At 66.3% G+C, this 24,253-nt stretch carries 19 protein-coding genes; 7 read left to right on the plus strand and 12 right to left on the minus strand.

The window, feature by feature from the left end; translation table 11 throughout:
* Position 1 precedes the first annotated feature (1 nt).
* Both ugpA and ugpB read right to left on the minus strand, forming a co-directional pair.
* Entirely contained in the window at positions 2-883 is an 882-nt protein-coding gene (gene ugpA / locus ACQY46_RS16090) for a sn-glycerol-3-phosphate ABC transporter permease UgpA (RefSeq protein WP_428697030.1), read from the minus strand.
* A 138-nt stretch (positions 884-1,021) separates the two neighbouring features.
* A complete protein-coding gene (ugpB, locus tag ACQY46_RS16095; RefSeq protein ID WP_428697031.1) occupies positions 1,022-2,341 on the minus strand; it encodes a sn-glycerol-3-phosphate ABC transporter substrate-binding protein UgpB in 1,320 nt (439 codons plus the stop codon).
* Positions 2,342-2,751: 410 nt separating this feature from the next.
* On the opposite strand from ugpB, the gene ACQY46_RS16100 reads away from it, so the two are divergent.
* The 6 genes from ACQY46_RS16100 (at position 2,752) to ACQY46_RS16125 (ending at position 9,964) form a co-directional block, all read left to right on the plus strand.
* Positions 2,752-4,239, plus strand: coding sequence for a replicative DNA helicase (locus tag ACQY46_RS16100; RefSeq protein WP_428697032.1), 1,488 nt, complete (start codon positions 2,752-2,754; stop codon positions 4,237-4,239).
* A 13-nt stretch (positions 4,240-4,252) separates the two neighbouring features.
* Positions 4,253-5,401 carry an alanine racemase gene (gene alr, locus ACQY46_RS16105; RefSeq protein ID WP_428697033.1) on the plus strand — a complete coding sequence of 383 codons (1,149 nt, stop codon included), beginning with the start codon at positions 4,253-4,255 and terminating at the stop codon, positions 5,399-5,401.
* Entirely contained in the window at positions 5,401-6,804 is a 1,404-nt protein-coding gene (radA, locus tag ACQY46_RS16110) for a DNA repair protein RadA (protein ID WP_428697034.1), read from the plus strand. The genes alr and radA overlap by 1 nt, the downstream gene beginning before the upstream one ends.
* A gap of 107 nt (positions 6,805-6,911) precedes the next feature.
* A complete protein-coding gene (locus ACQY46_RS16115) occupies positions 6,912-7,556 on the plus strand; it encodes a CvpA family protein (protein WP_428697035.1) in 645 nt (214 codons plus the stop codon).
* Between the two features lie 154 nt (positions 7,557-7,710).
* Positions 7,711-9,216 carry an amidophosphoribosyltransferase gene (purF, locus tag ACQY46_RS16120; RefSeq protein WP_428697036.1) on the plus strand — a complete coding sequence of 502 codons (1,506 nt, stop codon included), beginning with the start codon at positions 7,711-7,713 and terminating at the stop codon, positions 9,214-9,216.
* Between the two features lie 4 nt (positions 9,217-9,220).
* A complete protein-coding gene (locus ACQY46_RS16125) occupies positions 9,221-9,964 on the plus strand; it encodes an SDR family NAD(P)-dependent oxidoreductase (RefSeq protein WP_428697037.1) in 744 nt (247 codons plus the stop codon).
* A 127-nt stretch (positions 9,965-10,091) separates the two neighbouring features.
* On the opposite strand, the gene pssA is transcribed toward ACQY46_RS16125, so the two are convergent.
* The 10 genes from pssA to cysS all read right to left on the minus strand — a co-directional run bounded on the left by pssA (position 10,092) and on the right by cysS (position 22,131).
* Positions 10,092-10,973, minus strand: coding sequence for a CDP-diacylglycerol--serine O-phosphatidyltransferase (gene pssA / locus ACQY46_RS16130; RefSeq protein ID WP_428697038.1), 882 nt, complete (start codon positions 10,971-10,973; stop codon positions 10,092-10,094).
* A 13-nt stretch (positions 10,974-10,986) separates the two neighbouring features.
* Positions 10,987-11,688: a phosphatidylserine decarboxylase gene (locus tag ACQY46_RS16135; protein ID WP_428697039.1), complete on the minus strand. Its 702-nt coding sequence runs from the start codon at positions 11,686-11,688 to the stop codon at positions 10,987-10,989.
* Between the two features lie 136 nt (positions 11,689-11,824).
* The gene (locus ACQY46_RS16140; protein WP_428697040.1) at positions 11,825-13,774 is read right to left on the minus strand and encodes an ABCB family ABC transporter ATP-binding protein/permease; all 1,950 of its coding nucleotides are present in this window, start codon (positions 13,772-13,774) and stop codon (positions 11,825-11,827) included.
* The gene (locus ACQY46_RS16145) at positions 13,771-14,190 is read right to left on the minus strand and encodes an ArsR/SmtB family transcription factor (protein ID WP_428697041.1); all 420 of its coding nucleotides are present in this window, start codon (positions 14,188-14,190) and stop codon (positions 13,771-13,773) included. Before ACQY46_RS16145 ends, ACQY46_RS16140 begins: the two co-directional genes overlap by 4 nt.
* A 141-nt stretch (positions 14,191-14,331) precedes the next feature.
* Positions 14,332-16,482: a TonB-dependent receptor domain-containing protein gene (locus ACQY46_RS16150; RefSeq protein ID WP_428697042.1), complete on the minus strand. Its 2,151-nt coding sequence runs from the start codon at positions 16,480-16,482 to the stop codon at positions 14,332-14,334.
* Positions 16,483-16,673: 191 nt separating this feature from the next.
* Positions 16,674-17,603, minus strand: coding sequence for an EamA family transporter RarD (gene rarD / locus ACQY46_RS16155; protein WP_428697043.1), 930 nt, complete (start codon positions 17,601-17,603; stop codon positions 16,674-16,676).
* A gap of 35 nt (positions 17,604-17,638) precedes the next feature.
* Positions 17,639-19,231 (minus strand): citramalate synthase, encoded by a 1,593-nt coding sequence (cimA, locus tag ACQY46_RS16160; protein ID WP_428697044.1) that lies wholly within the window; start codon positions 19,229-19,231, stop codon positions 17,639-17,641.
* An 84-nt stretch (positions 19,232-19,315) separates the two neighbouring features.
* Complete coding sequence (locus ACQY46_RS16165; protein WP_428697045.1) at positions 19,316-19,846, minus strand: GFA family protein; 531 nt, start codon at positions 19,844-19,846, stop codon at positions 19,316-19,318.
* The gene (locus tag ACQY46_RS16170; protein WP_428700507.1) at positions 19,839-20,249 is read right to left on the minus strand and encodes an endonuclease domain-containing protein; all 411 of its coding nucleotides are present in this window, start codon (positions 20,247-20,249) and stop codon (positions 19,839-19,841) included. Before ACQY46_RS16170 ends, ACQY46_RS16165 begins: the two co-directional genes overlap by 8 nt.
* 436 nt (positions 20,250-20,685) lie before the next feature.
* On the minus strand, positions 20,686-22,131 hold the full coding sequence (cysS, locus tag ACQY46_RS16175) for a cysteine--tRNA ligase (RefSeq protein WP_428697046.1): 1,446 nt from the start codon (positions 22,129-22,131) through the stop codon (positions 20,686-20,688).
* A gap of 318 nt (positions 22,132-22,449) precedes the next feature.
* On the opposite strand from cysS, the gene ACQY46_RS16180 reads away from it, so the two are divergent.
* Positions 22,450-24,231, plus strand: coding sequence for a L,D-transpeptidase family protein (locus tag ACQY46_RS16180; protein WP_428697047.1), 1,782 nt, complete (start codon positions 22,450-22,452; stop codon positions 24,229-24,231).
* Positions 24,232-24,253: the final 22 nt, after the last annotated feature.

A 24,253-nucleotide genomic window follows, 5' to 3' on the forward strand; every position in this document is an offset into this window, starting at 1 on the left:
ATCAGTAGTGCACCTTGCGTTCGATGTAACGGAACTGGACCACCGTCAGCAGCCCGACCACGAAGAGAAGGATGACCGACTGGGCCGCCGAGGACCCGAGATCCTGGCCGACGAAACCGTCGGAAAACACCTTGTAGACAAGGATCGTCGTCGCCTGCTGCGGCCCGCCCGAGGTGATCGTGTGGATCACGCCGAAGGTCTCGAAGAAGGCGTAGACGATGTTGACGACGAGCAGGAAGAAGGTGGTCGGCGACAGGAGCGGAAAGACGATGGTCCAGAAGCGGCGGGCGAAGCTCGCCCCGTCGATGGCGGCCGCCTCGATGACGCTCCTCGGGATCGCCTGCAGGCCGGCGAGGAAGAACAGGAAGTTGTAGCTGATCTGCCGCCATGCCGAGGCGACGACGACAAGGCCCATCGCCTCGCCGTCATTGAGCACGTGGTTCCAGTCGTAGCCCATCGCCTTCAGGTACCAGGCGACGAGGCCGACATTGGGATTGAACATGAACAGCCACAGGACACCGGCAACGGCGGGCGCCACCGCATAGGGCCAAACGAGCAGCGTCTTGTAGGCACTCGATCCCTTGATCACCCGGTCGGCCATCACGGCAAGCCACAGCGCGGCGCCCATCGAGAGGGTCGTGACAAGCGTCGAGAAGATGACCGTCGTCTTGAACGAGGCGAGATAGTAGCGGTCGCTCAGCAGGAACTCGAAATTGCCGAAGCCGACGAATTGCGAGGAGAGACCGAAGGGGTCTGGAATATAGGCCGATTGGTAGATCGCCTGGCCGGCGGGCCAGAAGAAGAAGACGAGCGTCACCAGGATCTGCGGCGCGAGCAGCAGGTAGGGCAGCACCCGGTTGTTGAAGACGACGCGTTTGTGCATGGCGCGGACCACCGGCGGAAACAGAGGCGTCGGCTGTCGCCGACGGGAGAAAACGGCCCGGCGGAGACCGCCGGACCGCTTCCCGAAACGGGTGGACCGCAAGCAGGGAAACGCCCTGCCCGCGGCCCGACTTCAGGCTTAGCGGTTGGCCTGCTCGAAGCGGCGCAGCAACTGGTTGCCGCGCTCGACGGCGTTGTCCAGCGCGTCCTTGGCGGCCTTGTCACCGGCCCACACGGCTTCCAGTTCCTCGTCGATGATGCCGCGGATCTGGTCGAAGCTGCCCAGACGCAGACCCTTCGAGTTGGCCGTCGGGGCCTTGCCGGTCATCTGGATGACGGCAATGTCGGTGCCCGGATTGGCCTCGTAGAAGCCGGCCGCCTTGGTCTGGTCATAGGCGGCATGGGTGATCGGCAGGTAGCCGGTGTCCTGGTGCCACTTCGCCTGGATGTCGGCGGAGGACAGGAAGTTCAGGAACTCGGCGACGCCGGCATATTCGGCGGCCTCGTGGCCGGTCATCACCCACAGCGAGGCACCGCCGATGATGGTGTTGACCGGAGCGGCCTCGACCGAGGCCCAGTACGGCAGCGGGCGGATGTCGAAGGCAAACTCGGCCTCGGCCTTGACGCCGGCATAACCGGCCGAGGATTCGGTGAAGAACGCGCATTCACCCGAGCGGAAGCGGGCGCCGCCCTCGTTGCGACGGCCGGCATAGATGAACTTGCCGTCCTTGGCCCACTGGCCCATGGCCTCGACATGAGCGACCTGGACCGGGCCGTTGAAGGCGAGCTCGGTGTCGACGCCGGCAAAGCCGTTCTCCTTCGTGGCGAAGGGTACGTCATGATAGGCGGAGAGGTTCTCCAGATGCACCCAGCTCTGCCAGGCGGTGGTCAGCGGGCAGGACGAGCCGGAGGCCTTCAGCTTGTCGAGCGCCTCGCCGACCTTCTCCCAGGTCGACAGGTCCGCGTCCGGATCGATGCCGGCGGCCGACAGCGCGTCGCGGTTGACATAGAGAACCGGCGTCGAGGAGTTGTAGGGCAGCGACAGCATCTCGCCGTCGGTGGTGGTGTAGTAGCCGGCGACGGCCGCCAGATAGGCGTCCTGGTCGAACGGCTTGCCGGTCTCGGCCATCAGCTCGTAGACCGGCTTGATGGCGCCCTTGGCACCCATCATCGTCGCGGTGCCGACCTCGAACACCATCAGCACATGCGGCTGCTCGCCGGCGCGGAAGGCGGCGATGCCCGCGTTCAGCGTCTCGGAATAGTTGCCCTTGTGCGAGGCGACGACGACATAGTCGCCCTGCGAGGCGTTGAACTTCTCGACCTGCTCGGCGAGCAGATCGCCCAGGCGGCCGGTGAACGCGTGCCACCACTGGATTTCGGTCGCGGCGAAGGAAACGCCGGTGCTGCCGGCGAGGATCGTCGCCGCGACGAGGCCGGCCAATGTCTTGCGATATGCCATGTTCGTTTGCTCCCAAGGCTCGGGGGTATGCCCGACATGCGGTTGAGTTGCGATCACGATCCGCTCTCCGGTCGTGCCGAACGAAAACGCCCGCATTTCGTATTGTTTTCATATGAACGCGATATGTCGCTCACATGAACATTAAGCGACAGTTCAATGACGTTCGCAACCCCCAGATTGCGCGAGGGTTTTCACATCCCGTTCGCTTTTTCGCCGATGCCGGGCGACAGCAGTATGACAGCACCGCCGCGCGCGGAAAAACCACGTTTTCAGGACCGGGCGACGGCGGAACGCAAGCCGCCGCGAACGTCAACCGGCGGGGGCGGTTATCCCCGTTCCTCTTTGCGATGGGCGCTGCCTGTGATTTACGCTTCCACCCTGCCCCCCTCCTCCGCTAGGAACAAAGGCACATGAGGGGAAACGACATGAAGGGTCCGCTACCGGCGAACGACACGAACGCCGCGACGATGCGCGTCGCCCCGCATAACGCGGAGGCCGAGCGCCAGCTGCTGGGCGCGATCATCGTCAACAACGAGACCTATTACCGCGTATCGGACTTTCTGGAGCCGGAGCATTTCTTCATCGCTCCGCACCGGGAGGTCTACGAGAAGGCCGGCCAGCTCATTCGCGCCGGCAAGATCGCCTCGCCGATCACGCTGAAGACGTTCTTCCCCCAGGACGGCAAGATCGCCGACATGTCGGCCGCGCAGTACATCCTGCGGCTCGCCGCGGATGCGGCATCGATCATCAATGCCGAGGATTACGGCCACGCCATCTATGATCTCGCGATCCGGCGGAACCTCATCCGCATCGGCGAGGACATGGTCAACATCGCCTTCGACGCGCCGATCGACATGCCGCCCGGCGCGCAGATCGACGATGCCGAGCGGCGCCTTTTCGAGCTTGCCGAGAAGGGCCGCTCCGACCAGGGCTTCGTCTCCTTCGGCGATGCACTGACGGCGACCATCGAGATGGCGGCGGCCGCGTTCCAGCGCGAGGGCGCGCTGTCGGGCATCGCCAGCGGGCTGCGCGACCTCGACGCCCTGATGGGCGGGCTCCAGCCCTCGGACCTGATCGTGCTCGCCGGACGCCCGGCCATGGGCAAGACCTCGCTTGCCACCAACATCGCCTACAATGTCGCCGAAGCCTATATGTCGGAAGAGCAGCCCGACGGCACGATCAAGACCGTCAATGGCGGCGTCGTCGGCTTCTTCTCGCTGGAAATGTCGGCCGAGCAGCTGGCCACGCGTATCATTTCCGAGCAGACGGAAATCTCCTCCTCGAAGATCCGGCGCGGCGACATTTCCGAGCACGACTTCGAGAAGCTCGCCGCCGCCTCGCAGACGATGCAGAGCGTGCCGCTGCATGTCGACCAGACCGGCGGCATCTCCATCGCCCAGCTCGTCGCCCGCGCCCGCCGGCTGAAACGCCAGCGCGGCCTCGACCTGCTGATCGTCGACTATATCCAGCTGCTCACCGGCTCTTCGAAGAACCAGGGCAACCGCGTTCAGGAGATCACCGAGATCACCACCGGGCTGAAGGCGCTGGCCAAGGAACTGAACGTCCCGATCATCGCGCTGTCCCAGCTCTCGCGCCAGGTCGAATCGCGCGACGACAAGCGCCCGATTCTCTCGGACCTGCGTGAATCCGGTTCCATCGAGCAGGACGCCGACGTGGTGCTTTTCGTCTATCGCGAGGAATATTATCTTGCCAAGGCGATCGGCACGGAGGCAACGCCGGAGGACATGGAGAAGCTCGACCGGGCGAAAAACCGCGCGGAGGTGATCATCGCCAAGCAGCGTCACGGCCCCACCGGCACCGCCAACCTGCATTTCCAGGGCGAGTTCACACGCTTCTCCGACCTTGCCGATCCGGACCGGTTCCCCGACCCCCATTGAAGCGGACCGCGCCGTGACAGACCTCCTCTCCAGCTCCCTGCCTCGCACGGACACCCCGCAGCCGGGCGACAATGGCCGCATCACGGTCGACCTGGCGGCGCTGGCCGCCAACTGGCGCACCCTTGCCGCCCGGCTGAATGACGGCACCGAATGCGGCGCGGCGGTCAAGGCCGACTGCTACGGCCTCGGCGATGCGCCCTGCATGAGCGCCCTCTGGCAGGCCGGCTGCCGCACGTTCTTCGTCGCGACGCCGCAGGAAGGCGCAAGGCTGCGCGCCATGCTGCCCGAGGCGGCCGCCTACATTCTGAACGGCCTCTATCCGGGCGATGCGGACTACTATGCCGCCCATGAACTGCGCCCCTGCCTCGGTTCGCCGGCCGAGGTCGCCGAGTGGCGCGAGGCCGGAGCCCCCGGCCCCGCAGCGCTCCATGTCGACACGGGCATCAGCCGTCTTGGCCTCTCCGCCGGGGAAACGGCCGGGGTCGCCGCGAGCGGGCTGCCGCGACTGTCTCTGGTGATGTCGCATCTGGCCTGCGCCGACACGCCGGACGCGCCCTCGAACGCCCGCCAGCTTTCGCGTTTCCGGGAGATCTCGGCGCTGTTTCCGGGCGTTCCCCGCTCGCTTGCCAACTCCGCCGGCATCTTTCTCGGCCCCACCTTCCATTTCGATCTCGCCCGCCCGGGGGTCGCGCTTTACGGCGGCCAGCCCTCGAACGACGCGGCCAGCCGGCTGGCGCCCGTCGTCACGCTCGAGGCCCGCATCCTGCACACCCACGTGCTGGCGCGCGGCGAGACCATCGGCTATGGCGCGGCCTGGACGGCGCCCGCCGACATGCGCGTCGCCATGGTTGCCGCCGGCTATGCGGACGGCTACCTGAGAAGCGCCGGTTCGAGCGACGCGCGCGCCGGTGCCGATGCCTGGCTTGCCGGATACCGCCTGCCGGCGCTCGGCCGCGTCTCGATGGACATGACCGCCTTCGACATCAGCGCCCTGCCGGAAGGGCTTGCCGAACGGGGCGTCTTCGTCGAGCTGTTCGGGGCGAATATCGGCGTCGACGAGGTCGCCGCCGCCGCCGGAACCATCGGCTACGAACTGCTCACCTCGCTGGGCCACCGCTTCACCCGCCGCCATGTCGGCGACCCGACCGGAACCAAACGCTGATGGCCAAACGCGCGACCGCCTATGTCTGCCAGTCCTGCGGCGCGGTTGCCGCCAAATGGGCCGGGCGCTGCGACAGCTGCGGCGAGTGGAACACGCTGGTCGAGGAGCGCAGCGGCTCCGGCGTCGGCGGTTCGCCGACCGTCGCCTCCCGCAAGCGCGGCCGCGTCGTGCCGCTGGTCGGACTGTCCGGCGAAAGCGAGGCGCCGCCGCGCGTCGAAACGCGGGTCGGCGAGCTCGACCGCGTCACCGGCGGCGGCTTCGTGCGCGGTTCGGCGCTGCTCGTCGGCGGCGACCCGGGCATCGGCAAGTCGACGCTGCTGATCCAGGCGGCCGCCCGTGTCGCGCTGCTCGGCCATCGCGCCGTCTACATCTCGGGCGAGGAGGCGATCGACCAGGTGCGGCTGCGCGCCGCCCGCCTTGGCCTCTCCGACGCCCCCGTCGGACTTGCCGCCGAGACCAGCGTGGAGGACATCCTGGCAACGCTGACCGACGGTCCGGCGCCGGCGCTGGTGATCATCGATTCGATCCAGACCCTGTGGTCGGAAATGGTGGAATCGCCGCCGGGAACGGTGACGCAGGTGCGGGCCTCCGCGCAGGCGCTGGTACGCTACGCCAAATCGAGCGGCGCGACGGTGATCCTGGTCGGCCACGTCACCAAGGACGGCCAGATCGCCGGCCCGCGCGTCGTCGAGCACATGGTCGACGCGGTTCTCTATTTCGAGGGCGACGGCGCCCACCAGTACCGCATCCTGCGCTCGGTCAAGAATCGCTTCGGCGCGACCGACGAGATCGGCGTCTTCGAGATGACCGACAAGGGGCTCGCCGAAGTCGCCAATCCCTCGGCCCTGTTTCTCGGCGAACGCTCCGGGCGTACGCCGGGATCGGCGGTTTTCGCCGGGCTGGAGGGCACAAGGCCGCTGCTGATCGAGATCCAGGCGCTGGTCGCCCCCTCGCCGCTCGGCACCCCGCGCCGGGCCGTGATCGGCTGGGACAGCGCAAGGCTTTCCATGATCCTGGCCGTGCTGGAAGCGCGTTGCGGCGTGCGCTTTGCCCAGAACGACGTCTACCTGAATGTCGCCGGCGGCCTCAGGGTGAGCGAAACCGGCGCCGACCTCGCGGTTGCGGCCGCCCTCATCTCCTCGCTCAGCGGGGTTGCCCTTCCCGCCGATTGCGTCTATTTCGGCGAGGTCAGCCTCTCCGGCGCGGTGCGCGCGGTCTCGCAGGCGCAAAGTCGCCTGAAGGAAGCGCGGAAGCTGGGCTTCACCTCGGCCTTCGTGCCGGAGGCGAATGCCGGCGATGCCGACGGCGACCAGGTGACGGGTCTGAGCGAGCTCACCGATCTCGTCGCCCGGATTGCGGCAAGCTCGGCCGGTGCCGACCGGCCGGCGGACGCCGAAGGATAGGCCGGACCTCGTCCGGTGCGGACAAACGGACACGAACCGCGCCCGACCCACGCGGAAAACTGGGTCGACAACGCCTTTAAGGCTGCGATCAAGGACCAGGCCGAGCGATGCCGATCACGATTCTCGACGGAATCCTTCTCGTCATAATGCTCCTCTCGGCCGTCCTGGCCATGATCCGGGGTTTCGTCCGCGAGGTCCTGTCGATCGCCTCCTGGGTGGCGGCGGCCGTTGCGGCCTTCTACCTGCACAAGCAGGTCCTGCCCTTCGCCAAGCAGTACATCAACAACGACAATGTCGCGCTCGGCGTGGCGGTCATCGCCGTCTTCCTGGTGACCCTGATCGTCGTCAGCTACATCACGATGCGGATTTCCGACTTCGTCCTCGACAGCCGCATCGGCGCGCTGGACCGCACGGTCGGTTTCGTTTTCGGCGCGGCACGGGGCCTGCTGCTGGTGGTCGTGGCAATGCTGTTCTTCAACTGGTTCGTGCCCGGGCAGGAGCAGCCCGCCTGGATCGCGACGGCGAAATCCAAGCCGATGCTCGACAGCATCGGCGACCGGCTGATCTCCGCCCTGCCGGAGAACCCGGAAAACACCATCCTCGACCGGATCCGTAACCGCACCGAGCCGAGCGAGGGCGGCACGACGCCTCCCGCCAGCCAACCGGCGGCAAGCGCCGGGGAACCGGGCTACTCCGACAGCGAGCGCCGCGGCCTCGAACAGTTGACGACGTCGGGTTCGTCCACCAACTAAGGTGCCGTGTCCGGACACGAAGCCGGCCCGGACCCCGACAGCTATCCCTGCGCCCAGGGCGGACCGCCAAGACCGGTTCCGTCCCTTGCGCGTTTTGCAGCCCCTTCTGACGACGGCAGGCGCCGCACCGCCAGGGGCAACCAGGAGCAAGGCCATGGCCTATCCCGAACATGATGATGCTTCCCGCAACGAGAGCGTGACGACCGATTTCTGGCGCGAGGAGATCGAGGGCGACAGGCTGCACGAGGAGTGCGGCGTGTTCGGCATCCTCGGCCATGACGACGCCGCGGCGATCACCGCGCTCGGCCTGCACGCCCTCCAGCATCGAGGCCAGGAGGCGGCCGGCATCGTCACCTTCGACGGCAGCCAGTTCCGCTCCGAACGGCATCTGGGCCTCGTCGGCGATCACTTCTCGGACGCCGAGACGATCCGCCGGCTGATGGGCCCCTACGCGATCGGCCATGTGCGCTACTCCACGTCAGGCGAGACGATCCTGCGCAACGTCCAGCCGCTCTTCGCCGAGCTCGACGGCGGCGGCATCGCGGTCTGCCACAACGGCCACTTCACCAACGCGATGACACTGCGCAAGAAGCTCATCAAGGAAGGCGCGATCTGCCAGTCCACCTCGGATTCGGAAGTCGTGCTGCAGCTGGTCGCCCGCTCGCGCAAGGACAAGATCGTCGACCGCTTCATCGACGCCATCACCCAGATGGAAGGCGCCTATTCGCTGGTCGCGCTGACCCGCAAGAAGCTGATCGGCGCGCGCGATCCCTTCGGCATTCGCCCGCTGGTGCTGGGCGATCTCAACGGCGCCCCGATCTTCGCCTCGGAGACCTGCGCGCTCGACATCATCGGCGCCAAGTTCATCCGCGAAGTGGAAAACGGCGAGGTGGTCGTGTGCACCCCCGGCGGCATCGAGAGCTACTTCCCCTTCGGCCGCCGTCCGGCGCGCCCCTGCATCTTCGAATACATCTATTTCTCCCGGCCGGATTCGATCCTTGGCGGGCGCAGCGTCTACAATGTGCGCAAGGAGTTCGGCCGCCAGCTGGCGCTGGAAACCCCGATCGAGGCCGATGTCGTCGTGCCGGTGCCCGATTCCGGCGTCCCGGCAGCGCTCGGCTACGCGGATGCCTCCGGCGTTCCCTTCGAGCTCGGCATCATCCGCAACCATTATGTGGGGCGGACCTTCATCGAGCCGACCCAGCAGATCCGCACGCTCGGCGTGAAGCTCAAGCACTCGGCCAACCGGGCGCAGATCGAAGGCAAGCGCGTGGTGCTGGTCGATGACAGCCTGGTGCGCGGCACCACCTCGGTGAAGATCGTCCAGATGATCCGCGACGCCGGCGCCCGGGAGGTCCACTTCCGCCTCGCCTCGCCGCCGATCCGCTTCTCCGACTATTACGGCATCGACACGCCGGTTCGCGAGAAGCTGCTGGCGGCGAAATACAGCCTCGAGGAAATGCGCAACTATATCGGCGCGGACAGCCTCGCCTTCCTCTCGGTCGACGGCATCTACAAGGCGATCGGCTACGAGGGGCGCGACAACGAGGCGCCGCAATTCACCGATCACTGCTTCACCGGCGACTATCCGACGCCGCTCACCGACATGGCCGAGGACGGGGATGTCACCCATCTGCCGCGCCTGGTCGAAGTAGGATAACGGCATGACGAAAAGGTTCGAAGGGCGGGTCGCCGTTGTCACCGGCGCCTCGCGCGGGATCGGCTACTTCACCGCCCGGGCGCTCGCCGCCGAGGGCGCGCATGTGGTGGCGGTGGCGCGCACGGTCGGGGGGCTGGAGGAACTCGACGACGAGATCCGCAGCGTCGGCGGCCAGGCGACGCTGGTTCCCGTCGACCTCACCGACTATGACGCGATCGACCGGCTGGGTGCCGCCATCCACGAGCGCTGGGGCAAGCTCGACGTGCTGATCGGCAATGCCGGCATTCTCGGCGGGTTGTCGCCGCTCGGCCATATCGCGCCGCGGGTGTGGGACAAGGTGATGGCGATCAACGTCACCGCCAACTGGCGCCTGATCCGCTCGCTCGACCCCTTGCTGCGCCAGTCGGACGCCGGCCGCGTCGTGTTCCTGTCCTCGGGCGCCGCGCACAAGTGCAAGGCTTATTGGGGGCCTTATTCAGTCTCCAAGGCGGCCCTTGAAGCGCTGGTGCGCACCTATGTGGCGGAGACGATGCAGACGCCGGTCACCGGCATGCTGGTCAATCCCGGCCCGATGCGCACCGCGATGCGCGCCGAGGCAATGCCGGGCGAGGACCCCGAAACGCTGCCGCACCCCTCCGAACTGGCTGCGTCGATCCTCGATCTCGCGGCGCCGGAAAATCAGGCAAACGGGAAGCTTTTCGACTTTCCATCGAAAGAGTTACGAGACTTTATTCAAGTGTCCTCGTAAGGTTTCCCTGCCACTCCCGCAGCGGAAAAATAGTTACTTCCGACAATGCCTTCGAAAGAAAAAGGCGAGCCACGCACAAGATGCATGGCTCGCCTTTTCGGTATCCCGCGACCATTGTCCGGCAGGCTCAGCCGGCATCGTCCTTGTCGTCGTCGCCGAGATGGTCGAGGTCGGTCTCCTCCTCGCCGTCATCGACGGCTTCCGCCGCCTCGCCCTTGAGATATTTCTGGTGCCAGTGCCAGGCCAGCGGGATCGAGACCAGATAGCCGGCAACGCCGAGCGCAAGGATCTCGAACGGGTAGCTGACGAGAAGCGCGACGAGAAACACGGCCACGACGAAGAGCGGCAGCACGAGGTCGCGGCGCACCCGCGAGCCGAGCTTCTTGCCCGAGAATGTCGGCAGGCGCGAGACCATGAGGAGCGCGACGGCCACCACGTAAAGTGCCACGGCAGGCGCAAGTTCGGGCCAGTGCGGCAGCACGCCGACGAGTTCCAGATAGACCGGAAAGAGCACGGACAGGGCCCCGGCGGGTGCGGGAACGCCGGTGAAGAAGTTCACCGCCCAGGCGGGCTTGTCCGGATCGTCGATCGAGACGTTGAAGCGGGCGAGCCGCAGGGCAGCCGAGATCGAGAAGATCAGCGCGGCGATCCAGCCGATGGAGCGCACTTCCTGCAAGAGCCACGAATAGAGGATCAATGCCGGCGCGACGCCGAAATTGACGAAATCGGCAAGCGAATCCAGTTCCGCGCCGAATTTCGAGGTGCCCTTGAGCAGCCTTGCCACGCGACCGTCGAGCGCATCGAGAACGGCGGCGATGACGATGGCGCCGATGGCGTAGTCCCAGCGGGCCTCCAGCGCCATGCGAATGGCGGTGAGGCCGGAGCACAGCGCCAGCAGCGTCACCAGGTTGGGCAGGATCAGGCGCAGCGGCACCCGGCTGAAACGCGGCGCACGGCCGCGGCGGCGGCGCGTCGGACCCGGGTCGTACGGAGCAAAAGGGGCGGACATCGGCCGGATTGCCTCAGCTGACCCGCGAGAGCACGCTTTCGCGCGTCTCGGTGGCAAGGTCGGCGATCACCGTTTCGCCGGCGATCATGGTCTGGCCGACAGCGACCCGCACGCTCGCCTCTTCCGGCAGGTAGACATCGAGCCGCGAACCGAAGCGGATCAGGCCGAAACGCTCGCCCGCGCCGATATTCTCGCCTTCGCGCACGAAGCAGACGATGCGGCGCGCCACGAGACCGGCGATCTGCACCACGCCGATGCGGCTCTCCCCGCTTTCGATGACCAGCCCGTTGCGCTCGTTCTCCTCGCTCGCCTTGTCGGACTCCGCATTGAGGAACGAACCGGCACGATAGGCGACGCGGGTGATACGCCCGCCGATCGGGGCGCGGTTCACATGGCAGTTGAACACATTCATGAAGATGCAGACGCGCATCATCGGCTCCGTGCCGAGATCGAGCTCCACCGGCGGTACGGCCTGCCCGATCTGGCACACCGTGCCGTCGGCCGGGGAGACGACCAGATCGTCGTCGATAGGCGTCACGCGGGCCGGGTCGCGGAAGAAATAGGCGACCCAGGCGGTCAGGATCAGGCCGATCCAGAACAGCGGGTCGACGAACCAGCCGATGACCAGCGTCGCGGCGCCGGCGATGGCGACGAACGGCCAGCCCTCGCGATGGATGGGGACGAGCGTCTTGGTAATCGTATCGGTCAGCGACATGGGCGGTCCCGTTGGTGAGCGCGGTCGCGCAGCGGGCCAAAGCCCCGCACGCGACAATCCCGCCCCTTTTGCACCGGAGAGCGCGGCAAAATCAATCCGTCGCGGAAAATGAGGCAGCCCGTCGTTGCTCCTCCGCTTACTCCGCCGGCACCTCCTCGCCGGCCCTCGGACCGCGCAGGACGAAGCCCGTGTCGTTCTCGCGCGCGGCGCGCAGCCGCTCCTCCGCCTCGCTCGCCTCCTGCTGGCGCGTCCACATGGAGGCGTAGAGCCCCTGCGCGGCCAGAAGCTCCTGGTGGCGGCCGCGCTCGACGATCCGCCCCTGCTCCAGCACCAGGATCTCGTCGGCATTGACGACGGTGGAAAGCCGGTGGGCGATGACCACGGTCGTGCGGTTACGCGAGACCTGGTCAAGTGCTGCCTGGATCTCACGCTCGGTATGGGTGTCGAGCGCGGAGGTTGCCTCGTCGAGGATCAGGATCGGCGGCGCCTTGAGGATCGTGCGGGCGATGGCGACGCGCTGTTTCTCGCCGCCCGACAGCTTCAGTCCGCGTTCGCCGACTTCCGTCCGGTAGCCCTGCGGCAGCGCCCCGATGAAGTCGGCGATCTGCGCCATCCGGGCGGCCTCGCGCAGGTCCGCATCGCTGGCGTCGGGCCGGCCGTAGCGGATGTTGTAGGCGACGGTGTCGTTGAACAGCACCGTGTCCTGCGGGACCATGCCCGTCGCCTTGCGAAGGCTTTCCTGGGTGACGTCGCGCACGTCCTGCCCGTCGATGGTGATGCGCCCGCCGGTGACGTCGTAGAAGCGGAAGAGCAGCCGCGAGATCGTCGACTTGCCCGCACCCGACGGCCCGACAATGGCCACCGTCCGCCCCGCCGGCACCTCGAAGCTGATGCCCTTCAGGATGGGCCGGTCGGCGTCGTAATGGAACACCACGTCCTCGAACCGCACGGTGCCGCCCGCAACCGCCAGCGGTTTCGCCCCCGCCCGGTCGGTGATCTCGGCCGGCTGGCCGAGCAGCTGGAACATCGCCTCCAGGTCGGTCAGTCCCTGGCGGATCTCGCGATAGAGGAAGCCGATGAAGTTGAGCGGGATCGACAGTTGCAGCAGCAAGGCGTTGATCATGACGAAATCGCCGATGGTCTGGGTTCCGGCCATCACCGCGCGCGCCGACATCACCATACAGATCGCCGTTCCGCCGCCGAGAATGACGGCCTGGCCGAAGTTCAGCCAGGCAAGCGACGTCCAGGTCCGCGTCGCCGCGCTCTCGTAGCCGGCCATCGAGCGGTCGAACCGCTCGGCCTCCATCTGCTCGTTGCCGAAATACTTGACCGTCTCGAAGTTGAGCAGACTGTCGATGGCCTTGGAATTGGCCTCCGTGTCGTTGTCGTTCATCTCCCGGCGAATGGCGATGCGCCAGTTCGAGGTCTGCACCGTGAACCAGGTGTAGGCGACGATCATCGCGGCAACGACGACAACGTAGACAAAGCCGAACTGGAACCAGATCACCCCGGCCATGGCGCCGAATTCCATGATCGTGGGAATGCCGTTGAGGATGGTGAAGCGGACGATGTTCTCGATGCCCTTGACGCCGCGCTCGATCACCCGCGACAACCCGCCGGTGCGCCGCGCCAGGTGGAAGCGCAGCGACAGCGCATGCAGGTGCCGGAAGGTGAGAAAGGCGAGCTGGCGCACGGCATGCTGGCCGACGCGGGCAAACAGCGCGTCGCGCAGCTGGTTGAAGCCCACGAACAGCACCCGGGCGACATTGTAGGCGATGACCAGCATCACCGGCGCCACCAGCCAGACCGGAAGCACGCCGAGCCCGAGCGTCCCGCCGGACGCGGCCGCATCGCCGCCTTCCACCGTCAGCGCATCGGTTGCCCATTTGAAGAAATAGGGCGAGAACACCGTGACGATCTTGGCGATGACCAGCGCCAGCACGGCAAGGCCGACGCGCATCTTCAGGTCGCCCCGCTCCGAGGGCCAGATATAGGGCCAGAGCTGTCCGAGCGTCTTGAGGGTGGAAACCTCATCGGCAGAAATCTGTGGCGCGGGCCGGGCAATGCCCGAGCGTCGGCTGGTCATTCCGTGTCCTTTCGACAGGCGCCCGCAGGTGCCTGCTCCGTGTTGGGTGCAAGGCCGACGCATCCGCGCGCGGCGAAAACCTGGCGAATGGCGGTCTCGACAAGCACCCGCGCGTCGCTCGCAAGCCGGTAGTGGCAGCAGCGCCCTTCCCCGCGCATCTCGATGAGGCCGCTGGCCCTGAGAACGGCCAGATGCTGCGAGACGGTCGACTGGGCAAGCGGCAGGTTGCGGACGATGTCGCCGCAGCAGGCCCCCGCACAGGCCGACAGCGCCGACACGATCTCCACCCGCACCGGGTGGGAAAGCGCCTTGAAGACCCTCGCCAGCCGCTCGCCCTCGGCAGAAGGGAGCGTGACGGGCAAAGGAGCGGGCGGCGCGGGCCGCTCACGGCCGCGGGCAGCGTGAGTCGTTTCCAAGGGACCTTGTCCTATCGTAATTTGACGATGAGACGAGTTCTAGAAGACCGGCCGGCCGACGGCAAGGCCCCGGCCCGAACAAAAAAGGCGCCCCCCTCGCGGGAGGCGCCCTTCACGTCACTCGCGGGGACAAGCGACAGGTCAGAACTTCAGGCTGGCTCCGGCCAGGAACGTGCGCCCGCGTCCGGTCGCCTTGCCCGAATAGGAATCCGCGAAGCCCGCATTGGCCGCCACATAGGAGACATCGCCGACATTCTCGACCGAGGCAAAGAGCTTGCCCTGCTCGCTGAACTGCCAGGAACCATAGATATCGACGGTGACGTAGCTCGGGATCGGGATCGAGTTGCGCTGGTCGACGAAGGCCTGGACGCTGTCGCCGACATAGTTCATGCGACCGCCCAGCGTAAGGGTCCGGTCGAGGAAGCGGGCACCGATATCGAGTGTCGCGAAATCGTCCGGCAGCCGGCCGACATCCGTGCCGATGCCGGCGAAATAGGGCAAGGGCTGCTCGGTATCGGCCAGCGTCACCGCGACATTGGCATAGGCGAAACCGGCATCGTAGCCGCCCTCTATCTCGAAGCCGTTCATCCGGGTCTTGCCGGAGACATTGACCCAGCGCGGGATCGGACGCGGCTCGCCCGGCTTCTGGTCGAGGCCATAGGTGATGAAATTGTCGATCCGGTTGTCGAAATAGCCAAGCTTGAAGCGGAGGCTGTCGCCATCGATCACGAGATTTTCAGCCGTGATGTTGGCGCCGATATCGAGCCCCCACATGATTTCGGGAACGAGATCGAGATTGCCCGCGATCGGATCGCCGACGCCGTTGAAATTGTGTCCGCCGGGATAGAACATTTCCGAGGCCGTCGGCGCCCGGTAGCTGCGACCGTAGCTGGCATAGAGCTGCAGCCAGTCCGTCGCCCGGGCACTGAGGCCGATGCGCGGGTTCCATTCCGAACCCGACCGCGACGCCATGTCGACCGGACAGGCCGCTCCTCCGGGCGGGCAGCTGCCTGCTCCCGGCGCGTCGTAGTCGCGCACGCCCTCGATGTTCCAGGTGTCGTAGCGCAGGCCCAGCGTCAGGTCGAAGATCCCGTAGGAGGCAACCGCCTCGGCGAAGGTGCCCGACTTGATCAGCGTCCCGTCGGGATTGGCGCCGCGCTGGTCGTTGCCCTCGTAGTCGTCATGCGAGAAGGCAAAGCCGTAGTTGAAGCGCAGGCCGATCTCGCCGAGTTCCGTCCGGCTCGTATTGGTCACGTCGAAGCCGGTGCCCGTCTGGGTGCCGCTTCGGCCCGAGAACGTGCCGCCGATGCCGTCGAAGGCGACCTCGGTGATGTTGTGATAGGCATTGGCGCGCAGGTCGAACCAGTCATTGCCCGGCGTGTACTCGTAATTGGCGGTGTAGGTCTGGTTGTCGATCGACCAGTCATAGCCCCCGCTCTGGACGAAAAAGGCGTTGGAATACCAGCGTCCGCCGAGCTTCAGCCGGTGATTGGCATTGGGCGACACCGCCACCTTGAACAGGCCGGATTGCGGCATCTGCGAGGGGTTGAACGGCACCTTGTCGCCATCGCCATTGTCATAGTGGTTGAACTCGGAAAGGCTGTAGGCGCCGATGACACTGATCTCGCCCTCGGAGAACGCGGCCCGCGCGGCCGCCGCGCTCATGCCCGACCAGCCATACGCGTTGGTGCCGGCCCGCCATGTGGTCATCGCGCCGAACGCCTTGCCCGGGCGCAACACGTCCTCGGCCTCCAGCGTGCGGAAATTGACGGCGCCGGCCAGCGCGCCCATGCCCTCGGCACCGGTGCTCGGGCCCCGCGTCACGCCGATGCCGGCGACCAGGTTCGGGTCGACATAGACGAAATTGTCGAAGGTGCCGCCGTGGCCCGACAGGTTGGTGAAGGTCTGCGGCACGCCGTCAATGGTCGCGTTGACCCGGCTCTGCCCCTGCAATCCGCGGATATTGGGCGTGATGCCCGGCTGGTCCGAGGACTGGCGTGTGAAGGTGCCGGCATTGGAACGCAGCGCCTCGTTGACATCGCCGCCGAAGCGGTCCTGCAGGTCCTCCCCCGATGTGTAGCTGCCGGCGACCGGCCGGCCGTATGGGTTCGTCTCGAAATTCGTCCAGGGGACGGTGATGCGCTGGAGCAGGGTCCGGCCGCCTGCCGCCGCCTCGCCATCCTCGTTGTTTCCGCTGTCCTGGGCCATTGCCGAAAACGGCGTGCCGCACAGCGCGGCCATCCAGACAACCACCAACGCGGTCTGCCCGCCGCGATATCGTGTCCTGCTCACATGAGCCTCCATTGTTGCGATTGGGGTCGCTGGCGGTCTCAGGCAGACAGGGCTGCGAGAAAGTCGGCTGGCTGTATCGTGGCCCCGCACCCTGCTCCCGGATGCTGGTGGCTCGAGCGCAACCTAAAAATATGAGAAAAAGAGTCAAGTTTAAAATCGGCAATCATTCCAATGGGATTTGTGACCCAGCGTCACTTTCGGCGACGCTCGTGGCGATAGAGCGTGTCGGTCGTGAAGATCGCCAGCGACACCCAGATCAGGCCGAACGTGGCCAAACGCACCGGCACCACCTCCTCGCCATAGACATAGAGCGCCAGCAGGAACTGGATGCTCGGGGCGATGTATTGCATCAGTCCCACCGCCGTCAGCGACAGGCGCCGCGCCCCGGCGGCAAACAGCGCCAGCGGCACCGCCGTCACCACGCCGGTCCCGATCAGCAGCATGAACAGGCCCGGCCTGTCGACCGGCAGCACGTCGGCCATGGCCGCCCCGCCGCCGGACATCCCGGCATAGACCAGATAGGCCAGCGCCAGCGGCGCCAGCACGATGGCCTCGACCATCAGCCCCGGCGAGGCGCCGACGGCCACCGTCTTGCGCAGATAGCCATACGAGGCGAAGGAGAAGGCCAGCGCCATCGACACCCAGGGAAAACCGCCCAGCGCCAGCGCCTGGACGCCCACCGCGACGGTGGCAAGCCCGATGGCAATGGCCTGCCAGCGGCTCAAGGTCTCCTTCAGCACGATCATGCCGATGGCGACGGAGACCAGCGGATTGGCGAAATAACCGAAGCTCACCTCAAGGATGCGGCCACGCTCCACCGCCCAGATGAACACCAGCCAGTTGATCGAGATGACCGCGGCCGACAGCGTCAGCTTGGAAAGCGTCGCGGGATCGCGCAGGATCGCCCCAACCTCCCCCAGCCGGCCTCGCAGGCCCAGGAAGATCGCCAGGAACAGCACGGACCAGAGGATCCGGTGAGCAACCACCAGATCGGCCGGGATCGCGGCCGTCCACTTGTAATAGGCAGGCAGGAAGCCCCACAGCAGGAAGGCCGAAAGTGCAAAGGCAAGGCCGAGGCGCCTTTCGGCATCCTCCGCCCCGCTCGCCGGGGAGGTCGTCATGATCAGCTGGTCCGGTGCAGCTGCCCGCAGGCCCGTCAGCGGCCCGCCTTCAGCAGCGTGTAGGTGTGGGAATCAATCAGCGCCTGGAAAGACGCATCGACGATATTGCCGGAAACGCCGATCGTGAACCAGCGTTTATGCGTGCGCCGGTTCTGGCTCTCAATCAGGACGCGCGTGACGGCGTCGGTGCCGCCATTGAGGATACGCACCTTGAAATCCGTCAGTTCCATCTCGTCGATGACATCCTGATAGCGGCCGAGATCCTTCCTGAGCGCCGTGTCGAGCGCATTGACCGGGCCGTTTCCTTCCGCCACCGACATGCGCGTCTCGCCGTCGATATCGACCTTCACCACCGCCTCCGACACGGTCACCAGTTCGCCGATCGCATTGAAGCGCCGCTCGACCATGACGCGGAAGGAATGGATGTCGAAATAGCGCGGCACCTCGCCGAGCCGGCGGCGCGCGAGCAGTTCGAAGGATGCGTCCGCCGCCTCGTAGGCATAGCCCTGGGCCTCGCGCTCCTTGACGTCGGCGAGCAGCGTGTCGAGACGCGGATCCGCCTTGTCGACCGAAATGCCGAGCCGGGCAAGCTCGCCGATCAGGTTCGACTTGCCGGCCTGGTCGGAAACGAGCACCCGGCGGCGATTGCCGACCGTCTCCGGCGGCACATGCTCGTAGGTCTCCGGTTCCTTGAGGATCGCGGACGCGTGGATGCCGGCCTTGGTGGCGAAGGCGTTCTCGCCGACATACGGCGCGTGGCGGTTCGGCGAGCGGTTGACGATCTCGTCGAAGGCCCGAGAGATCGCCGTGATGTCGGCCAGGCCCTCGGACGTCACGCCAAGCGTAAACATGTCCTTGAACGGCGCCTTCAGCATCAAGGTCGGCACGAGCGTGACGAGATTGGCGTTACCGCAACGCTCGCCGATCCCGTTGAGCGTGCCCTGGATCTGGCGCGCACCGGCCGCCACCGCGGCGAGCGAATTGGCGACCGCATGGCCAGTGTCGTCATGGGCATGGATACCCAGTCGCGCGCCGGGGACATGGGCGCCCACCAGCCGCACGATCTCCGAGACCTCGTGCGGCAGCGTGCCGCCATTGGTGTCGCACAGGACCACCCAGCGGGCCCCCGCCTCGAAGGCCGTCTTCGCGCAGGCCAGCGCATAGTCGGGATTGGCCTTGTAGCCGTCGAAGAAATGCTCGCAGTCGATCATCGCCTCGCGGCCGCTTGCAACGACCGCCTCGACGCTCTCGCGGATCGACACGAGATTTTCCTCGTTGGAGCAACCGAGCGCGACGCGCACATGGTAGTCCCAGCTCTTGGCGACAAGGCAGATCGCATCGGCCGCCGAACCGAGCACCGTCTGGAGGCCCGGGTCGTTGGCAGCCGAACGGCCGGCGCGCTTGGTCATGCCGAAGGCGGTGAAGGTCGCAGATCTCGTTCGCTTTTCCTCGAAGAAGGTCGTGTCCGTCGGATTGGCGCCCGGATAGCCGCCTTCGACGTAGTCGACGCCGAGCCGCTCCAGCAGCTCGGCAATCACGATCTTCTCCTCCACCGAGAAATCGATCCCCGCCGTCTGCGCTCCGTCGCGCAGCGTGGTGTCGAACAGGTAGAGGCGTTCCGCTGTCATGATCGTGATCCCTGGGGCCGCCGGCTCTTCAGGCCGGTCCTGATGATTTCTCTCTTGTCGCCGGCGAACCCCGCCGGCGGCATGTCAGTCGCGCCGCGCCGGACCGGGGGGATGCGACCACGCATCCTGGGGCCAGTCGGCAGGCGGCCAGTCACCGGTGTCTTCGTCCGGGTGCTGGTTGGAGCGGATGTCGGCCAGAAAACCGGCGTTTTCCAAATCCTCGATGGTTTTCAGGCTCGGCAGGCCGGCCAGGTGGTCGACAGAGGCGATCTTGCCCTCCACTCCGTACTGGATGGTCGGCACGATGCCGCCCGGCGCGTCGAAGGCGCCGATGGCAACCGCCATCGTGTTTCCCGGCTCCTCATAGGTGAGCGGCGTGCCGCATGCAGCGCAGAACCCGCGCGCGACGTGGTTGGAGGAGCGGAAATGCGCCGGCTCGCCGCGCGTCCAGACAATCTGCTCCTTGTCGATGGCGACAAGCGGGGCATAGAAGCCGCCGAACGCCTTCTGGCACATGCGGCAGTGGCAGATCGAGGCACGGCCCAGCGCCCCGGAAATGCGGAAGCGAACAGCGCCGCACTGGCAACCGCCGGTATGGGTCTCAGTTTCACTCATGTCCGTTCTCCCGTATGGCACCGCTCGGTTCGAGCCCAGTGCCTTTTGACTGACACTCGACAAGTATCCGCCTGCAGACGCCGTCCAGTTCGTTCATCACATCCACATTCCAGAACCTGAGCACCGTCCATCCAAGCTCCTCAAGTCGCAGGTCGCGCCGCCTGTCAGCCCGAAGACCGTTGATTTCGCCGTGCTGCGACCCGTCCAGTTCAACGATCACGCGGTGGGCCGGTGCCGCGAAATCGACGATATAGCCGGCAATCGGCATCTGCCGGCGAAATCCTATGCCTTCGAGACGGTGCGCCCTGAGCACATTCCAAAGACGGCGCTCCGCTCCGGTCATGTCCTTGCGCAGGCGCTTGGCATTGGTTCGCAGGCGGGTTGCTTGCTCCTGTCGCGCCATGCCCTGCCCAGCCCCCTGCCCCCATTCCGGCCCCGACATTCCCCCCTCTGTCGGCTATCGCCGACATCTCCCCCTCAAGGGGGGGAGAATGGAGGTTGTGGCACCGCTCGAACCGTCCCGTCACTTCCATGCCCTGCAGCCGTCGCAGACCTGCCGAAGGACAGTCATCCCGTCCCCCGCACCCCTCTCCCCCTCAAGGGGGGGGAGAATGGAGGTTGTGGCACCGCTCGAACCGCCCGTCACTTCCATGCCCTGCAGCCGTCGCAGACCTGCCGAAGGACAGTCATCCCGTCCCCCGCGCCCCTCTCCCCCCTTGAGGGGGAGATGTCTCCGCAGGAGACAGAGGGGGGAAACGTTCTCGACCACCTGATGTGCGAGTTACCCCTCTTCGCCCGCATCTCTCCCCCTCAAGAGGAGGAAGGAGTTCGGGGCACAATCACTGCGCCATCTCCCAGCTTGTCTCGACGAGGCCGGTCGCCTTGTCCTTCGTGTCCTTCAGTACGACGCCCTCGGCGGCGAGCAGGTCGCGGATGCGGTCCGCCTCGCCCCAGTCCTTCGCCTCCCGCGCCGCGTTGCGTTCCGCGATCAGCGCATCGACCCTTGCGGCAAGTGCCGGATCGGCGGCGGTGGGCCGGCCGGCATCGACGGCCTTGCGGATAGCGGCAAGGTCAAAGCCGAGGAACGCCAGCGCGTCGGCAAGCGCCTGCGCCGACTCTGCGTCCCCGCCCCGCGCATCGCGCGCCAGTCCGTGAAGGACGGCCAGCGCACGCGGCGTGTTGAGGTCGTCGACCATGGCTTCGAGGAACTCGGCCGCAGGTTCCGCGCCGGCTGTCGCGACGACGCCGGATCGCGACAGGAGGTCGTCCCACTTCTGCAGCAGGCCTTCCGCCTCCTCCAGCGCCTTTTCGGTGAAGTCGAGGGGCTGGCGGTACTGGGTCATCAGCAGGACGAGGCGGATCGCCATGCCCGGCCACTTCCGCCCCCCCACCTTCTCCGTCTCCAGAAGGTCGTGCAGGGTGATGAAGTTGCCGAGCGATTTCGACATCTTCTCGCCTTCCACCTGCAGGAAGCCGTTGTGGAGCCAGTAACGCGCCATCAGCTGGGTGCCATGGGCGCAGCAGGACTGGGCGATCTCGTTCTCGTGATGCGGGAAGATCAGGTCGAGCCCGCCGCCGTGAATGTCGAAGACGGGTCCGAGATGATGGGCGCTCATCACCGAGCACTCGATATGCCAGCCGGGACGCCCCCGCCCCCAGGGGCTGTCCCAGCCCGGTTCGTCGCCGGAGGAAAGCTTCCACAGGACGAAGTCGCCGGGGCTCTTCTTGTGAGCATCGACGGCGACCCGCGCGCCAGCCTTCTGGTCTTCCAGGTTGCGCCTGGAGAGGTCGCCATAGGCGGGCATCGAGGCGGTGTCGAACAGCACCTCGCCGCCGGCCTGATACGCATGTCCCCGGGAGATCAGCGTGTTGATCATCTCGATCATGCCGGCGATGTGCTGGGTGGCGCGGGGCTCGAAATCCGGCTCCAGGCAGCCCAGCGCCTTCACATCGGCATGGAACTGGTCGGCCGTCTTTCGCGTGACCTCCGCGATCGCCTCGTTGAGGGCAAGCGCAGGATAGTCGCGCAGGGCACGCGCGTTGATCTTGTCGTCGACGTCAGTGATGTTGCGCACATAGGTGACGTGCTCGGCACCGTAGATATGGCGCAGCAGCCTGTTGAGCACGTCAAAGACGACGACGGGCCGGGCATTGCCGATATGGGCATAGTCGTAGACGGTTGGCCCGCACACATACATGCGCACGTTGCCGGCGTCCTCCGGCACGAAATCCTCTTTCGTGCGGGTCAGCGTGTTGGTCAGCTTCAATCGATGAGCGGAAGGCATGATCGGTCGTCTCCTGGCCGGCTGGCCGGGGCGTCCGTCTCAATCTCCCGTGTCGGAGAGCATCACGCATGAGGGAACGGCCACAGCCAGCTTTGTCGCTAGCTGCAAATAATGAGAATCGAAATCGTCATCCGGGTGGCCGTTGTCATGATCATGGTTCTGACCCGTTTGCCCGCCCCGGTCAAGCCGCAAAGGGCAGCTTGATGCCCCTTCGGCAGGCTTTTTGCTGGTGCGCGACACGTGTCCTGCATCACACTGGCGTTGTGGGACGCGTGCCATATTGCCGGTGCGAGTCAGCCATATGAAGGGGAGGTTTTCATGAGCCAGTTCGAAAGCGCCAATGCCACGACGCCGGGAGACCGCCGGCGCGGCGTGCCGGCAACGATCGCCGGCCTTGCCCTGGCGTTGCTCCTTGGCGCCGGCACCGGTCCGGCCTTCGCCCAGTCGGCGCTGCCGGTGGAGACTGCCCCGACCGGAGCCCCCTCCGCCGACACGGCTCAGGCCAACACGGCAGAGGCCGAGGCATCGTCTGCCGCCCTTCCCACGGATCCGCTGGCGATGGCCATTGCCCGCGAGCTCTCCACCAACACCACGGTGATGCTCGACGCCGCCTTCAATGCCGGCAGCGAGGATGAACTGGAACTCGGTATTTCCGGCTTTTACGAGGGGCGCATATTCCAGCCGCTCTGGGTCACCGATGCCGGGCTCAACCCGCATGGGGAAATGCTGCTGAAGGCCTTCGAGACAGCCGCGCAACATGCGCTCGACCCGGCCGACTACGACGCCGAGCGGCTCCAGGCGATGGCCGGCAGCGCGGCCGGCGTGGACGATCTCGCCACCCTCGAGGTGGCCCTTTCGAACACGTTCGTCTCCTACGCCAACCACCTGACGGCCGGCCGGGTGAAGCCGAACGAGGTCAACAAGTCCCTCAACCTCTTCCCCAGGGCGCCCGACCCGGCCGTGCTGCTGGAATTCGTGGAATCCGGCGAGGATTTCGCCCTTGCCCTCGACAGCCTTTCGCCCAACACGCCCAACTACGCACGTCTCAAGACAGCGCTCGCCGACTACCGGAACAAGGAAAAGTCCGGCGGTTTCACCGTCATTCCCGATGGCGAGGCCCTGAAGCCGGGCATGACCGACACGCGGCTTGAGGCCCTGCGCGCACGCCTCGCCGAACAGGACCTGTTCACCGCAGGCACGCATGCCGGCGATGTCTATGACGGGGCTCTTGTCGAGGCGGTGGAGCTTTTCCAGGAGCGCCACGGGCTGGCCGTCGACGGCGTCATCGGCAAGAACACCCTGGCCGAGATCAACGTGCCGATCGGCACGCGCATCGACCAGATGGAACTCAACATGGAGCGCCGGCGCTGGATGCCCGACGATCTCGGCCGCCGCTACGTCTTCGTCAATCTCGCCGACCAGAACCTGAAGGTCGTCGACAATGACAAGACCATCCACACCACCCGGGTCGTGGTCGGCAAGCCCTATCACGCCACGCCGGTCTTTTCCGACCAGATCACCTATGCGGAGGTGAACCCGTACTGGACGGTGCCCTATTCCATCGCCACGAAGGAATACCTGCCGATGCTGCAGGGCAATCCCGGCGCGCTCGCTGCCAAGGGCATCCGCGTCTTTTCCGGCAATCGCGAGATCGACCCCTGGTCGGTCACCTGGGGCAGCTACAGCCGTCGCAGCTTCCCCTTCACGCTGCGCCAGGACCCGGGCGAGAACAATGCGCTCGGCCGCATCAAGTTCATGTTCCCCAATTCGTTCAACATCTACATCCACGATACGCCGTCCAAGGCCCTGTTCGCCCGCGCCCAACGCTCGTTCAGCCACGGCTGCATCCGCGCGGAGGATCCCTTCGCGCTCGGCGAGGCGCTGCTTGCCCCCGACGGCTGGGACAAGCGCAAGCTCGAGGCGGCCCGCGACACCCGTCAGCGCCGGGTGATCAAGCTGGCCACTCCCCTACCCGTGCATCTCACCTACCTGACGGCCTGGGTGAACAAGGACGGCTCGGTGCATTTCCGCCGCGACATCTATGAACGCGACAAGGTTCTGGCCAAGGCGATCGCCTCGCTGCGGCCGACGGATCTTTAGGGCGTTCCCGCGGAACGGATGG

Source organism: Stappia sp., from assembly GCF_965276915.1.
Lineage (GTDB): Bacteria > Pseudomonadota > Alphaproteobacteria > Rhizobiales > Stappiaceae > Stappia.

Excerpts from the sequence above, each read along its gene's own strand:
- ugpA (WP_428697030.1), bottom strand. The coding sequence starts at position 883 with ATGCACAAACGCGTCGTCTTCAACAACCGGGTGCTGCCCTACCTGCTG.
- ugpB (WP_428697031.1), bottom strand. The coding sequence starts at position 2,341 with ATGGCATATCGCAAGACATTGGCCGGCCTCGTCGCGGCGACGATCCTC.
- ACQY46_RS16100 (WP_428697032.1), top strand. The coding sequence starts at position 2,752 with ATGAGGGGAAACGACATGAAGGGTCCGCTACCGGCGAACGACACGAAC.
- radA (WP_428697034.1), top strand. The coding sequence starts at position 5,401 with ATGGCCAAACGCGCGACCGCCTATGTCTGCCAGTCCTGCGGCGCGGTT.
- ACQY46_RS16115 (WP_428697035.1), top strand. The coding sequence starts at position 6,912 with ATGCCGATCACGATTCTCGACGGAATCCTTCTCGTCATAATGCTCCTC.
- purF (WP_428697036.1), top strand. The coding sequence starts at position 7,711 with ATGGCCTATCCCGAACATGATGATGCTTCCCGCAACGAGAGCGTGACG.
- ACQY46_RS16125 (WP_428697037.1), top strand. The coding sequence starts at position 9,221 with ATGACGAAAAGGTTCGAAGGGCGGGTCGCCGTTGTCACCGGCGCCTCG.
- pssA (WP_428697038.1), bottom strand. The coding sequence starts at position 10,973 with ATGTCCGCCCCTTTTGCTCCGTACGACCCGGGTCCGACGCGCCGCCGC.
- ACQY46_RS16135 (WP_428697039.1), bottom strand. The coding sequence starts at position 11,688 with ATGTCGCTGACCGATACGATTACCAAGACGCTCGTCCCCATCCATCGC.
- ACQY46_RS16140 (WP_428697040.1), bottom strand. The coding sequence starts at position 13,774 with ATGACCAGCCGACGCTCGGGCATTGCCCGGCCCGCGCCACAGATTTCT.
- rarD (WP_428697043.1), bottom strand. The coding sequence starts at position 17,603 with ATGACGACCTCCCCGGCGAGCGGGGCGGAGGATGCCGAAAGGCGCCTC.
- cimA (WP_428697044.1), bottom strand. The coding sequence starts at position 19,231 with ATGACAGCGGAACGCCTCTACCTGTTCGACACCACGCTGCGCGACGGA.
- ACQY46_RS16165 (WP_428697045.1), bottom strand. The coding sequence starts at position 19,846 with ATGAGTGAAACTGAGACCCATACCGGCGGTTGCCAGTGCGGCGCTGTT.
- ACQY46_RS16170 (WP_428700507.1), bottom strand. The coding sequence starts at position 20,249 with ATGGCGCGACAGGAGCAAGCAACCCGCCTGCGAACCAATGCCAAGCGC.
- cysS (WP_428697046.1), bottom strand. The coding sequence starts at position 22,131 with ATGCCTTCCGCTCATCGATTGAAGCTGACCAACACGCTGACCCGCACG.
- ACQY46_RS16180 (WP_428697047.1), top strand. The coding sequence starts at position 22,450 with ATGAGCCAGTTCGAAAGCGCCAATGCCACGACGCCGGGAGACCGCCGG.